Here is a 14330-nt window from a genome sequence, read left to right as displayed (position 1 = left end):
GATTAACTCTTAAGTCAATTGTCAGCATAGTGTATAGTCGATGCTTTATGTATACAAATGTTAACTAGACGCACTCCTACGCAGGGAAACAAAGCAAGCGTTATACTTTTGGGAAAAGGCTTATTTTAACCTTTGCTTTTAACATTTTCATAAATCAATGACTCTCAATTTTCGCTTTGCGGTAGTCAGCGACTTACACCTAGCACTTCCTCACACAATCTGGGATCATCCGAGCCGGTTTCATCTGGTAGAAGTAAGTATCTCAGCATTTAAAAGTGTCCTAGAACATTTAACACAACTCGATTTAGATTTCTTGTTGTTGCCAGGAGATTTAACTCAGCACGGCGAACCAGAGAACCACGCTTGGTTGCAACAATGTTTAGCCCAGCTACCTTTTCCCGTCTATGTTGTCCCTGGCAATCATGACGTTCCTGTGCTGTTGGCCGATCGGCAATCGATTGCTTTTGCAGATTTTCCCTACTATTACACGAAGTTTGGCTATGACGACCCCCAGCAAATGTACTACATTCGTCAGTTGCTGCCTGGAGTTAAGCTGATTGGACTGAATTCTAACTCCTTTAATGACCAGGGAGAGCAGGTAGGATCTTTGGATGCCAAACAGCTACGGTGGCTAGAAGAGGTGCTGGCGGCATCTGGTGATGAATTAGTTTTGGTGATGGTGCATCATAATGTGGTGGAGCATTTGCCCAATCAATCGAACCATCCACTAGCAAATCGTTATATGTTGTCCAATTCAGCAGAACTATTGCAGCTGCTGAGGCGCTACGGAGTCAAGCTAGTATTTACCGGGCATTTGCACGTTCAGGATATTGCTTACTCAGATGGAGTATATGATATTACCACTGGCTCTTTAGTGAGCTATCCTCACCCTTACCGAGTGCTAGAGTTTCATCGGGATAACCAAGGTAAAGAATCGTTGCAAATTTTATCCCATCGCGTAGAGTCAGTGCCTGAGTTCCCTGACTTGCAACAGTTATCACGGCAGTGGATGGGCGATCGCTCTTTCCCTTTCCTAATCAAGCTACTAACTCAGTCTCCATTAAACTTACCGTTATCACAGGCAAAAAAATTAGCTCCTGGTTTGCGCGACTTCTGGGCAACCATTGCTGATGGGGATGCAGTGTTAGATTATCCTCATTTTCCCCCAGAAGTGCGGCGCTACATTCAAACATATAGTGCATCACAGTCTAACTCAGCGATCGCCACTGCTGGAAATTTAACAATGATTGATAATAACAGCACCCTGTTGCTGAATAAGAGTTAGGAGTTAGAAGGTGATTCAATACTCAACACTCAGCACTCATTACTGATTTTGGCGACAAATTCCAAATGCTGAAGTATAGGCGTGTAAGAAGGTTCTGCCACCTACAGGGCCGATTTCACCGCCACAGAAAAAGCCACCTACAGGAATATCGTTAAGGTAGCGCTGAAATAGTTCAGAATCAAAGTTGGGTTTTCCATAGAGTCCTTCACCTCGCCCTAGACAGGAAAACATTAAAGCAGCTACAGCCGAGGGTTCAGATTCTCGTTGATGTTGATAACTTTGGAGGAGTAATTCGAGGTCTTCAGCAGAGGCTTGGGCATCGCGGAGGTGGAATTGCAGCCTTTGACCAGGACGGACGCGATCGCCAATTGCGATCGCCCCAGCATTTGGATCGACCCCAAGAATACCACGAATTAAAAAGTCTCCTTGCTGCAAAGCCAGCTTGAATTCATCCATTGCCACACCAACAAACAAAGAATGCTGTGCTAAAATCCTTTCTTGTTCGCTGAGACTAGCAATCAAATCTCGCAATACTACCAGAGGCACTTTCTCATCTAACTCTAGAATGATGTTGCGATCGGCTTTTGTAACTTGTAATGGCTGGCCAATTGGTCGGCATCCTTGGGCGACAATCGTTTCTAAAACAATATTGCCAGTCAAAGCTATACCAACAGTGCCCTCCCGATACAAGTTTTGCTGTTCTTCACCGTTAGTATCATTACAAAAAAGGGCAACACGACCACCCATACCTCCACCACTAGCCTGTCCCCCCACGATCGTCGATCCTGGATAAGCAAAATCCAGCCCCTGCAACAAATTGTTGATTCCAGAGGCGAAAGAACTAGACAGCAAAATAAACTGCGGTGTCGGTGATGGTGGCACACCGATCAAATCAAGCCAAGTATCTGGTGAACTGTCTAAGTCAGGTAATTCTTCAGCAACAACATGAAAAACTTGAATCTTCACTCCTGGAAGGTGTGCTAAAGTCAAGCTAATAGCTGGTTCAGCTTCCAATTCTTGGGTTTCTCCGCTAACTGTTGTCCCAATTACACCACCACCACTACAGCCAATTAACACAGGCACAGAAAGTTTTTCAGCTAACAAGGGTAACAGTCGGGAATACTCACTCGCAAAAGCAGACGAAATGAATACCAGTCCTAGATCCGCAGGTGCTGTTAACGATGAAACAGCTCGTTCCACTACATCTGTAACAGCGGCTTCCAGAGAATGACGGGTTGATAGGGCATTTGCCCACTGCATTTGGTCTGCCATGAGTTTTGAGCTTCTTTCTCTTTTTAGGCTAGTAGATTTTGACTTTTTATTTTGGGAAGAATTGCATCTTTACAAGAATTGATGCCAGCCCTTTGTCTCCTCGATCCCAAGAAGCTGGGGTTGTCATTCCCTAATATAGGCATCTAAATATATTGTATGATTATTTATCTATGCTACTAATTCCATAAAATCTTAAAAAATAAAGGTAAATGCATTATAGATGCGGTAGCTTGCTGTATTGGTTATAAATCAATGGGCTAAAACACTAACTTACCATCTGCTAAATAGTTAGAATGGTTAGTAATCAAGCGAAAAACTGCCATTTCTGAACATTTTCTATACTAGTATTAACAACACACAACGAGATTAAAGCAATGACCAACATCCAAGAAACAGCAAAAGGCGACATCCAAGAGAAAATCCAAGAAGAAGTGGAACAAGCGCGTACTGTCTGTGATATTAGCGGTAGCAACTCACCAGAGTGTGCTGCTGCTTGGGATGCAGTAGAAGAATTGCAAGCCGAAGCTTCCCACAAGCGCCAAAGCAAGCCAAAAAACTCTCTAGAACAGTATTGTGATGACAACCCAGATGCAATTGAATGCCGGGTTTACGACGACTAGAAATTCAGGCAACTGGATTTTCTGTTGTTTGATGGGCAAATAACCAGCATTGACTAAAGAAGACGCCGAGAGTGGAGGACGTGGAAACTCACCAATGTCCTCCACTCCCAAGCGTTTTATTTAAAACTAGCGATTTTAGTCGTGAAAACAAAAAATAAATTCCTTATTTGACATCAATAGGCTTCTTCCAAAGGGATAAGTTGCGATTTTCATAAATTAAACAACCAATTAATTGGCACTAGGGGCGTACAGATGTACGCCCCTATAAATTTTTTGTAATACTCGTGACTTCTAGTCATACGAGGTTCAATAAACTATTATCAAGAAGAATTCAGGATGAACTGGAGTCTAACTGACTCCTGAATAAAGGGGTTTAATATCCCTCCCTTATTTAGCAGTCTACAATCAGGTAGTGGTATTTTATACCAATAGATTTATTCAGACTCCTGACTTCTTTTTTATCTATTGTTTGAGAAAAAATATGGACTATAATATTTCGTTTCGACCTTTCGTCTGGATTGATTACCGACTGGCAGTATTATTCCTGGTAATTATTCCGCTAATTCTTCTGATTTGGGCATTTGTACAAAAAGCAGAAGGTATACAACGCTTATTGGCTATATACTGGCGAGTATCAAGCTTGGTAGCAATCACGATTTACTTAATGATTGCCCAGTATCCAGTTAGCTTTATTTCTGGGTTGATAGCTCAGATTTTGATCCCGATTTCGCTGTGGTTCTGGGTGGATATCAACGATGAAATTGAGTATCAAACCAGTGGAGCTTTGAAATTTATTTTTACCTCTTGGCGCTGGGCGACAACTGTTTATTGCTTTTTGGGCGCACTAGCATTTATCCCTTTTTTGGGTTGTGCTTTTTCTGGAAGTGTACTGAAGACTCCCTATTGTCGCGTCTGGTTCGAGGCTCCGTTACTATTCAAAGAATATTTTCATGCTAACAGCAAGGCTGAGTTCTTAGGTTTTCTTGGTATAACTAGTTTAGTCATTTATGTGGTTTACTTAAGCTATTTTGTTCTGATTAAGCTGGGCAAGCAAGGACGTTCAGCTACACCACAGTAACTGTCGCTACGTCACATACGCCTACTGAAAAAAAATGAATTCCATTGGTAAGCGACTAGAACAATACACCGCTAAACGCCCCAAAGAAGTCTTGATTGTAATAGTGGAAATTGCCGATGAGGAAGATACAATTGCTATTTTCAAAGGCTTTTCCAGTTCTTTGATGCGCCCAACGGCATTTGATGCAGATGTACCAGTCCTACCAGATGAGGCAAACATCCTCAACATTGACCGAGTAGCGAGTCCTTACAATCCTGAAGCACCCCGTTATATTCAACAAGGACTTTCTTGGGAAGCTATGGAAGCTTTATTATCAGAAGTGGGAATCTAACTAATTTGTAATTCGTAATTCCAAACATAGAGCAGTATGGCGATCGCAGTTAAGACAGGCTGGTTACACTGTTAGCTTTATTGGATGGGCTTAGATGCAACAGTCACACGATGCGAACACGCCAAAACAATTCAATCGAGAACAACGTTGGGAAATTATACGAACCTTACTACAACGTAGCAACTTGAACAGCCAGGCAAAACAGGCATTCCGTCAAGCTTATCCCAATGCACCAGAGGAAATGCTGAAAACTGCTGTTTTTCACACTTACGTTGATGGAATTGAAGCAGCAATAGACTGGTTAGTTGATTTAGAGTTATTTCTACGTGAACCTAGTCATCAACTAGATATCGCTGTTACGTATCACCTGCTCTATCACCTCTACAATTGGTATCAGTTTAATGCATTGCTGCCAGATGGGAAAGCAGGAGTGTTGGAACGTCTCAAAGAGATTAAAGAGTTGGCTTCAGATGGAGATATAAAGGCAATTATTGCAACTGTTGAGGAGCTAGAATCGATGTTGAAAGGCGATCGGAACTATCCTAGTTTTTAGTAAGCGACTACATAACCAATCACAGTTGCAGTCCGTTGGTTGTCCATTCAAGGCTCACTGCTGCTGATTTAGGTATTCCCCTGAAGCAAGCTACAGATGGGTCTAAATTACTATCTGTAGCTTGCTTCTCTACGAGACGCTGCGCGAACAATTTTGAAGAATTATTTAGACATCATAATTTTCAATCCAACAGGGTGGGTTTATGTGAGGTTTCAGCAAAGTGGATAGAACTCAACATCAGTCTTACATACCTTGCCAGATAGGAGCTTTCCCAAAAAAACGTCGTGATGTGCAATTGCTTAAAGATAGTGACGATGGTCTGGAAATAGACCTCATTTTTTACGATCCAAATCAAACTATCACAGTGAAGTTCACATATACAGAAGTGTATCGGGTTATAGACGAAGGACGCAGGCTCAAGCAACTCCAGCACTTGCCTCTACCAATGGAGGAAACAGTATATGTGGTGTCCAACTCAGATATTGTAGAGGAGTTAGTAGATGAATCTTGCGGAATGTTGGAAACTAGGGATGTGGTTCATTACTTTATTGTTACAGACAATGATTGTATTGACGTTATTACCAAGGCTAATATCAAACCACAATTGGGGAAAAAATGCTAGGTTCAGTGATATAAAATGTCCCGTTCTGGATACACACTTCCCGTCTTTGCCTGCGCTGCTGCTGTTGCAGCTTTACACTGGTTACACGATCGCAAACCTCTAACTTTAGCATCAGTAGATTTGATTGAACCCGCTCAAATCGCCGAAATCCCCATTGAACAGGTAGCAGGACTATCTGAGAATACAGCTTTAGCGATCGCTCGCAGCGATCCTGGTGATAATCTCGATTTGACCAAAGATACACCGATTTGGGCATTGGTAGAATGGCGAGAACAGGGTGAAGATGCAGTAATTATTAAAGGCGGGGAAGGAATTGGCAAACAGGCGAATGCTGATGACAAGCCAGCAATTTATGCTTATGCTCAAAGGCTCCTAAAAGAAAACTTGCAACGGATACTAGCACCTGGGGAAAAAATCACGGTGACGATTATTTTACCTGAAGGGCGATCGCTTGCTGTTCGGACTTCCAATTCTGCCTTTGGTGTGGTTGAAGGACTTTCGCTTTTAGGTACAACCGGTATTTCTCAACCCTTAAGTACACCAGATCAGCTTGCCGTTTTTCGGGCGGAATTACAAAATAAAGCCAGTCGTTTTGAGAGTTTAGTATTCTGCATTGGGGAGAATGGCCTAGATTTGGCGCGTAAACTAGGGATTAATCCCGATCAATTAGTCAAAACTGCTAACTGGCTCGGCCCAATGTTAGTAGAAGCTGATGTGCTGGGTGTCAAAGAAATCTTATTATTTGGCTATCACGGTAAGCTGATGAAACTGGCTGGGGGGATTTTTCACACCCATCACTACTTGGCTGATGGACGGCGGGAAATTTTAGCAGCCCACTGTGCGATCGCAGGTTTAAAATCACCAGATATCCAAGCTGTATTTAACAGTGCAACTGCTGAAGCAGCACTAACGTACCTAAAATCTCTAGATGCTGCAACCGGCAGTGATTGGGTAAATAAAGTTTACAGTGCGATCGCCCAAACTATCGATGTTCGTGCCCAAGAATACATCCAAAGTCATAGCGAAAGCGGCACAAAAGTAACAGTCTGTGGCTCTATTCTCTTTGATCGCGATCGCAAAATTATCGTGAAGAGTAAAACTGCTGGTCTGCTGATGGGAAAATTATGTTAATTTATTATGAATAATCGTAAACAATCCAAAAAAATAATCCTTTAAGTAACCACTCTAGGGTAGATTTATCGTTTTAATACCATCTCCAACTCCCGGGTTTGACAAATGCACGTAAACTAGCTTTTGTCAAGGCTTTCTATACCGTTATCAGCCTATCCAGGTTGAATAATAGCATCACCATAGACCACAAAGCATCTATTTATCCTTAACAGATATAACACTTCCGTCATGAATACAGCGGTGACTCTACCAACAGAACAAGCGCCCCAAACATTAGAAACTTTTGGGCGGCTCGATCGCCAATTAATTGTAATTCTGGATTTTGGCTCTCAATATTCTGAGTTGATTGCCCGTCGCATCCGCGAGACTCAAGTATACTCCGAAGTTTTATCCTATCGCACTACTTCTGAACATTTGCGCCAACTCAATCCCAAGGGAATCATCCTCTCAGGTGGCCCAAGTTCAGTTTATGGTGATAACTCTCCCCATTGTGACCCAGAAATCTGGAATTTGGGAATACCCATTTTGGGTGTTTGCTATGGGATGCAGCTGATGGTAAACCAACTCGGCGGGGAAGTGGCAAAGGCCGATCGAGGTGAATACGGCAAAGCCTCATTATATATTGACGATCCCACAGATTTGCTTACTAATGTCGAAGATGGCACTACCATGTGGATGAGTCATGGAGACTCAGTGACTCAAATGCCATCGGGGTTTGAATTGCTGGCACATACAGAAAATACTCCCTGTGCTGCGATCGCCGACCACGAAAGGAAACTTTACGGCGTTCAGTTCCATCCAGAGGTGGTGCATTCTGTTGGTGGTATAGCATTAATCCGTAATTTTGTCTACCATATCTGCGATTGCGAACCCACTTGGACAACAGCAGCTTTTGTCGAAGAAGCAATTCGAGAAATTCGGGCCAGAGTTGGTGAAAAACGGGTGCTGTTGGCGCTGTCTGGGGGAGTGGATTCTTCTACCCTGGCTTTCTTGCTGTATAAAGCAATTGGCGAGCAACTGACTTGCGTGTTTATCGATCAAGGCTTTATGCGAAAGTATGAGCCAGAGCGATTGGTAAAGCTGTTTCAAGAACAGTTTCACATTCCTGTTGAATATGTTAATGCCCGCGATCGCTTTTTAGCTAGAGTTGCTGGGATCACCGATCCTGAAGAAAAACGCCGCCGCATCGGACACGAATTTATCAGTGTATTTGAGGAAACATCCAAGCGCCTCGGTCACTTTGACTATCTAGCTCAAGGAACTCTTTATCCAGATGTCATCGAATCTGCTGACACCAACGTTGATCCCCAAAGTGGTGAGCGGGTAGCGGTGAAAATTAAGAGTCATCACAATGTTGGCGGTTTGCCCAAAGACCTAAGATTTAAATTGGTCGAACCACTGCGGAAACTATTTAAAGATGAAGTCCGCAAACTTGGACGTTCCATTGGTTTACCAGAAGAAATTGTTCAACGGCAACCTTTTCCTGGACCTGGTTTAGCAATTAGGATTCTGGGGGAAGTTACATCTGAGCGGTTAAATATTTTGCGCGATGCCGATTTGATTGTACGGCAAGAAATTAACCAACGCGGTATGTATCATGATTTCTGGCAAGCATTTGCTGTATTGCTGCCAATTCGTAGTGTTGGCGTTATGGGAGATCAACGTACTTACGCTTACCCCATTGTTTTGCGGATTGTCACCAGTGAAGATGGCATGACTGCTGATTGGGCGAGAGTGCCTTATGATGTCCTGGAAGTGATTTCTACTCGAATTGTGAATGAGGTAAAAGGGGTGAATCGAGTCGTTTATGACATCACCTCTAAGCCACCTGGAACCATCGAATGGGAGTAATCAAGTTTTAATTGGACTTAAAGCTCATTACTTTTTGCTATGGTTCAGATTGCTTCCAGGAGTTTAGATTTGTATACAGCAGTTTGCAAGTTAATAGGCAAGTATATTACTTCTGACTCCTAATTCCTGACTGGATCTGGAGCGTCTTCGGCTCCGTTTCAATGAGCTTTAGTTAAGGGTTATGGGTGTAGATAATTGGTCTTTCAAGACGCGATAAATCGCTCTCTACATTTGGGTTTTGTGCTTATCTGAACTGTATTAATTTAAAAATGACAATGCCGACCTGACTCGTTTTAAGACTCGGTATTGTCTATTTTTTTGACTTTTTTCAAGCTCCATCAAAATTCAAACCTGTTCGTAATAAAGCAGTCAGTAGTTAGTAAAATTATTCTTGAACTTAAACTAATTGTTAAAGTTAATTTTTAAATATAAATAAATTCAAACACTAACATAATTTTATCCAGTCGATAATTATAAATGCCAGTGAATAATTAACCATCAATTAGATGATGGCAAGACAAATTGAGTTATTTTCTAGGAAAATCGGCGCGATCGCAGTAAAATTACGAATGGTATGGTGATAGAAAAAAAACAAGCACATCAAAATTAGAAATACATTTCATTCGATCAACATTAATGGAGATGTTATGGAACCTGCTCTTCCCCTTGCTGGCTTAAACATCCTCGTAGTTGATGATGATGATGATAGCCGCTTTTACATTACTACTGTGTTGGAAGCTGATGGAGCCACCATTATGGCAGTCGCATCGGCAGCGGTAGCATTGAAAGTATTACCTGAGTTGCAACCAGATATCTTGATTTGTGATATTGCGATGCCTGATGAAGATGGCTACACCCTCATCCGCAAGATCCGAGCATTGAAACCCGATCTTTATGGAAAACTTCCCGCGATCGCTTTAACTGCTTATGGCGATATCGAGTATCGTAGCCGTGCTTTGGAAGCGGGTTTTCAGACTCATGTACCTAAACCAGTCGATCCCGGAGAACTAGTTGCGATCGTCTCAGAATTGGTTGCTTCTTATAAGAGTTAATACCAAGATACAGTTATTTGGCAGTCATTATTTGTTATTTTCTTGAGTATATTTTTAAATGAAGAAATCAAGGTTACAGAACACGACTTTTGGTAAGGTATTGGGTTGGAAAAAAATGTTGGCAACAACACAATATACTTAGGTGCCGACTTGCTCCCCTATAACTCTCCTTTTTAATGAGGGAATTAAAGCAAGCCTTTTTAAGGGGAAGCAGCATAGTATCGGACATGATTTAGAATTTCTGAGATTACTTTGCTCCAGCTTCAAAGCTAATTTGCTCAGATTTATACGCTGGTGGCTCGACGTGAATTAAAATTCTCACTGGACAAAATCGTTCTTCTAATCGGCTTTCTACTTCTTCGGTGATGTGGTGGGCGGTTTCTACGTCTGATGCATCCACTATTAAATGCATTTCAATAAATACTTGACGACCAAGAACACCACGAGAAGCGATCGCATGACAGTTAATTACACCTGGAACAGAAGTAGCAATTGCGTGTATTGCTTCTGGTGCGATCGCCATTTGATCCACAAGCCAAGGCAAATTCTCTTTTAAAACTGACCAGCCACTCCAAAATACCAACAAGGCGACAGGAAAAGCTAACACCAAATCTATCCATTGATAACCTAGCCAAACTCCTATCAAGCCGCCAATTACAGAGATTGTTACCCAAATATCGCTCATGGTATGTGTCGCATCAGCTATGAGAATTGAGCTACCTACCCGCCTACCCACAGCACGTTCATAAAACGCCACAAAAATATTCACACCCAGCACAATTAGTAATAACCACAATTCCGGTGGCGATATTTTTATCGGTTCACCACCACCTTTGAGAATTCGCTCGATTGCTCCTTGCAGAATTTCAAAACAGGCTATTCCTAAAAATGAGGCAATTCCTAGAGCGCCTACAGCTTCAAACTTGCTGTGTCCGTAGGGATGCTCGCGATCGGGTTGTGGAGAAGAAAATTTACTCGCAACTAATCCTAAAACGTTGTTGGCGCTATCTGTCACACTATGCAAGGCATCAGCTAATAAACTTAAGGAACCTGTCCAGTAGCCCACAAGTGCTTTCAATCCCATTACAAACAGGTTGAGCAATAGGGTAATAATTAAAACCTTTCGCACTTCAGCGCGATTATCGTAAATCATAGATAATTTATCATATCAAGTTCTATGACTTCTAATGTAGACCTCAAAATAGAAATAAACACAAATAAAGTGTATCAAAGTCTTACACAGTAAGAGTTAAGTCTCTCTATAGTCTCTATGTTTTAGATCAATTTGTTGAGATTCTTTTTAACTAACAACAGCTACAAGTTGGATAGGCATTAGTAATGGCTTTATAAATAACTGCGTATATTTGGCATTAATTTCAGTAATATTTTAATTAACTTTGTTATTAATACATCAACTGAGATCGTATTGAATTGTATTCAAAGAGATTATGACGACCATCAGTGGTCTGTATTTACTCTAAATAAGCGATTGGCTTAATGAGTGTTATTTACTGCCTGATAAGGACAAGTAAGCTCATGGTTTATTCAGAAAATTGTCAAAATTTAAGGAGCGAAATCTGACAGTTTCCACGTCAGATGTCCATCTGATACTAAATAGTGACATGAATGTACCCGCCTAGACTACCTATTCAGGTAATATAAGTACTTATCAAGAAGTTTTAATAATAAAAATATGTCTTCAATTCCTCTAACATTGAACTTAATTGAAGGTTCAGTCTCCTTCAGTTTTTCAGCCCAAGCAGCACAAGAATTAAAGACAGCAACGGATCAACTGATGGAACGCCTAAAAGCGATCGCTGCTAAACCCACTCCTGGCGGTGGTAGAGTCACTCCCCAGCCTCCCTTGGAATATCGTTATACGGGTGAAGTATTTTTAGAAATTTTTTGTAATCCTAATATCTGGCCAACGCCCTTCGCAGCCAAAGTTTTGCTGACTGTCCGCAATGTCAACATCCGCTTGACTACTGAAGCTGAACTTACTCGCATCATTGAAGACATTAATCAATATTTAGAGCAAGTAGGATAATAGTCAAGTCAAGGATGCAGGTGGTCACTGAGCGTAGTCGTTCGCGCAGCGTCTCCGACAGGAGAAGTGAGGCAGGAGGCAGGAGAGGGAGCTATCTATGAAGGGTGAGGCTTGAACCTTCCCCCAAAAATATCAAGATGATTTTTTTATGCTTGCCGAGATTTTTTCTGAAAAAATACTATAAAAATTTTGGATTTTGCGAAAGTTGAGCCAGTTGCTTGCAGAGGTTCCCTGTATTGTCGCAACTGGTGACGGTTAGCCTGTACTTAGCAAACTTTTCAAGGCTGATTTTGGCTTTTAACAGCAAGCAGACAATCGCTTCCCTCAAGTAACAAATGCAATAAATTGCGAGTCAAATGTGAAGTTCCTACACTTCTATCGGATCGGTGTAGGAACTTCACAGAATTTACATACTAAACTCAAGCGGTGACACCAGATGTACAGAACAAATGGTTTTGATGCCTTCTTTAACTTGAAAAGTTGTATAAGTTCAGACTCAAATGCTTCTGTATTAATCAAAAACCCAAGATTCTGTATAGGGCAATGCTCATTTAAAACTAGAGATTATCCCCCAGATTGAGCGTTGAATCGTTGATGGTGACATCCACACATCAAAAACAAACTCCCAATCCCAAACCCGAAATCAAACATTGATTAGTCGTTGTCCCACTGTTCGCGACCAATTAGGTCGCCAATGCGATCGCGTAACAAAAAGTCACATTTCTCTAATTCACATTCAACGCAAACCCACTCTCTAGCTGGAATGTATTGGCAGAGGCTATATATTGGCTGTTGCCGGCTAACCATTCCCTTTTGCACCAGTCGGCGTGCTTCGTCTTGAATCACATCTAGAGAGTAGTAATTGATAGAAGGCACCGTATTCACACTCATGTTTTTTACTCACAAATTAACACTTACGATAGTGTTCCCGTTAATAATTAGGAACAAACATTACAGAAATTAGACTTGTGGCTAGGATTTTGTAGTTTGCTATACGGAACTATTTTTATTTTGACGCTACATCTCCTGAAATTATCTCAAGAAATGTTAAGAAAGTCAACGAATCCTGACATTTATCGAAAATCCGCTTTACAAAAAAAATTCCGAGTAGTGAACTTAACCTGCTTATGTAGCTGTATAACTTTGATGCCACAAGTCTGAAAGTCTTGCCATTACTGTATTTAGGCAAGATTTAGTGGGTGGGAAAGGTTTATATCGCTATCGCTTACATATCAAATAATCACCTTAAAAGCTGGATCTATAACTGCGGGTATTCATCTAAGGTAAACAACACAATAATATTTGTCAGTTACTGGGGTATAAACTGTTGCAAAACATAACGGGCAAAGTATACTACGAACGCTTTAACCATAGCATCTGTTAACAATTTCTTAAGTAAGCCTGTAATTTATTAGTTAATTTCAGCACTAACACCATCCAGTTTTGTTTTGAAAAACATCTGTAAAAGGGTCGAGTAATACTCTAATTCGTAATCAGGACACACATAAACAGGAGTCAGAATTTCAGAATTAGTGAATATTCCACCCATAAAGGAATGGAGTTTTAGCAAGGAAGAATGTTTAAACCTTGTTTCGCCTACAAGAAGAGAAGTATCTTGCTGAATTGGATTATGTTCACATTAAAACAGACGCGATCTAGTCACGTCTGTAAACTGTTTGGCGGATTTGCTGAGATTAATTGTTCTGAAGTTACATTGTTGTTTTAGTTACTTATTCGGAGAATTCTTCATCATTTTGAACACTGCTGTCTTCTACTGCTACCAGATTTTCTGGCGGGCGATCGTGGTTAAGTTGGTTTAGTAGTGCCAATACTTTATTACCGCGTTCTATAGAGCGATCTTCGAGAAATATCACCTCTGGTGTACGACGTAGCCGTACCCGCGCCCCAAGTTCGCTGCGGACGTAACCGGTGGCCGACTTTAAGCCTGCCATTGTTTCTACCTTAGCTTCATCTGTTCCATAGATGCTGACGTAGATTTTGGCGTGTTGGAGATCGCCGGAAACATCAACATCAGTCACACTGACCATTCCAGTACCCACACGGTCATCCTTAATTCCGTTAAGCAGCATTTGGCTAACTTCCCGTTTGATCAGTTCAGCAACGCGGGAAACCCGACGATTTGTAGCCATAAAAATTTCGCCTCATCACAGAGGTTATACGACAAAAATAGATGCAGGTTGGGTAGACAGTACTTAGCGCGAGCAACGCCAAGAGCAACCGTCTGTGGGGCATAGCCCCGATATAACACTAGTCTAGATTGCACTCAAGCCCAGCATTGCCCGTAGAGTGAAAGTCAGAAAGACTAGACTGCTCACCAATAAACCCAAGATAGCGATCGAGGTGATAGGGCGTTTCAACAACGGCATTAATGGCGCAAAGGTGTTCAGAAACAAGCCTAAGACGATCGTAATTAAGTATCGGGGGTAGCGAAAGACGTTATCCCAAAATCCGTCAAACATCTGAATGT

Annotated in this window: 15 protein-coding genes; 10 read left to right on the top strand and 5 right to left on the bottom strand. The window is 41.6% G+C overall.

The window, feature by feature from the left end; genetic code table 11:
- Positions 1–157 precede the first annotated feature (157 nt).
- Positions 158–1285 (top strand): metallophosphoesterase family protein, encoded by a 1128-nt coding sequence (locus V7K44_RS01225; RefSeq protein WP_334927860.1) that lies wholly within the window; start codon positions 158–160, stop codon positions 1283–1285.
- Positions 1286–1324: 39 nt separating this feature from the next.
- Here the strand turns inward: V7K44_RS01225 and V7K44_RS01220 are convergent, their stop codons facing one another.
- Positions 1325–2557, bottom strand: a complete 1233-nt coding sequence (locus V7K44_RS01220) for an FIST signal transduction protein (protein WP_334927858.1) — start codon at positions 2555–2557, stop codon at positions 1325–1327.
- Between the two features lie 374 nt (positions 2558–2931).
- On the opposite strand from V7K44_RS01220, the gene V7K44_RS01215 reads away from it, so the two are divergent.
- The 8 genes from V7K44_RS01215 to V7K44_RS01180 all read left to right on the top strand — a co-directional run bounded on the left by V7K44_RS01215 (position 2932) and on the right by V7K44_RS01180 (position 9795).
- Entirely contained in the window at positions 2932–3177 is a 246-nt protein-coding gene (locus tag V7K44_RS01215; protein ID WP_292849294.1) for a Calvin cycle protein CP12, read from the top strand.
- A gap of 481 nt (positions 3178–3658) precedes the next feature.
- On the top strand, positions 3659–4255 hold the full coding sequence (locus tag V7K44_RS01210) for a DUF3177 family protein (protein WP_334927855.1): 597 nt from the start codon (positions 3659–3661) through the stop codon (positions 4253–4255).
- 34 nt (positions 4256–4289) lie between these two features.
- Positions 4290–4586 (top strand): DUF7734 family protein, encoded by a 297-nt coding sequence (locus V7K44_RS01205; protein WP_334927853.1) that lies wholly within the window; start codon positions 4290–4292, stop codon positions 4584–4586.
- A 94-nt stretch (positions 4587–4680) separates the two neighbouring features.
- Complete coding sequence (locus V7K44_RS01200) at positions 4681–5139, top strand: hypothetical protein (RefSeq protein ID WP_334927851.1); 459 nt, start codon at positions 4681–4683, stop codon at positions 5137–5139.
- Positions 5140–5359: 220 nt separating this feature from the next.
- Positions 5360–5761: a hypothetical protein gene (locus tag V7K44_RS01195; protein WP_334927849.1), complete on the top strand. Its 402-nt coding sequence runs from the start codon at positions 5360–5362 to the stop codon at positions 5759–5761.
- 15 nt (positions 5762–5776) lie between these two features.
- Positions 5777–6892: a cobalt-precorrin-5B (C(1))-methyltransferase CbiD gene (cbiD, locus tag V7K44_RS01190; protein ID WP_334927847.1), complete on the top strand. Its 1116-nt coding sequence runs from the start codon at positions 5777–5779 to the stop codon at positions 6890–6892.
- A gap of 228 nt (positions 6893–7120) precedes the next feature.
- Positions 7121–8743 carry a glutamine-hydrolyzing GMP synthase gene (gene guaA / locus V7K44_RS01185; protein ID WP_334927845.1) on the top strand — a complete coding sequence of 541 codons (1623 nt, stop codon included), beginning with the start codon at positions 7121–7123 and terminating at the stop codon, positions 8741–8743.
- 647 nt (positions 8744–9390) lie between these two features.
- Positions 9391–9795 carry a response regulator gene (locus V7K44_RS01180; RefSeq protein WP_334927843.1) on the top strand — a complete coding sequence of 135 codons (405 nt, stop codon included), beginning with the start codon at positions 9391–9393 and terminating at the stop codon, positions 9793–9795.
- A gap of 247 nt (positions 9796–10042) precedes the next feature.
- Here V7K44_RS01180 and V7K44_RS01175 read toward each other — a convergent pair whose 3' ends face one another.
- On the bottom strand, positions 10043–10948 hold the full coding sequence (locus tag V7K44_RS01175; RefSeq protein WP_334927841.1) for a cation diffusion facilitator family transporter: 906 nt from the start codon (positions 10946–10948) through the stop codon (positions 10043–10045).
- A gap of 540 nt (positions 10949–11488) precedes the next feature.
- On the opposite strand from V7K44_RS01175, the gene V7K44_RS01170 reads away from it, so the two are divergent.
- Complete coding sequence (locus tag V7K44_RS01170) at positions 11489–11842, top strand: hypothetical protein (RefSeq protein WP_334927839.1); 354 nt, start codon at positions 11489–11491, stop codon at positions 11840–11842.
- A 654-nt stretch (positions 11843–12496) separates the two neighbouring features.
- Here the strand turns inward: V7K44_RS01170 and V7K44_RS01165 are convergent.
- From V7K44_RS01165 to V7K44_RS01155, 3 genes are all read right to left on the bottom strand, one after another.
- Positions 12497–12733 (bottom strand): DUF4327 family protein, encoded by a 237-nt coding sequence (locus V7K44_RS01165; protein WP_094347157.1) that lies wholly within the window; start codon positions 12731–12733, stop codon positions 12497–12499.
- An 839-nt stretch (positions 12734–13572) separates the two neighbouring features.
- On the bottom strand, positions 13573–13992 hold the full coding sequence (gene rbfA / locus V7K44_RS01160; RefSeq protein WP_334927837.1) for a 30S ribosome-binding factor RbfA: 420 nt from the start codon (positions 13990–13992) through the stop codon (positions 13573–13575).
- Positions 13993–14115: 123 nt separating this feature from the next.
- A complete protein-coding gene (locus V7K44_RS01155) occupies positions 14116–14322 on the bottom strand; it encodes a DUF751 family protein (RefSeq protein ID WP_334927835.1) in 207 nt (68 codons plus the stop codon).
- Between the last annotated feature and the right edge of the window lie 8 nt (positions 14323–14330).

This window comes from Nostoc sp. (assembly GCF_036917235.1).
Classification (GTDB): Bacteria; Cyanobacteriota; Cyanobacteriia; order Cyanobacteriales; family Nostocaceae; genus Nostoc.
Note: the sequence above shows the minus strand (reverse complement) of the source record. Positions and strands in the feature narration are given on the sequence as shown.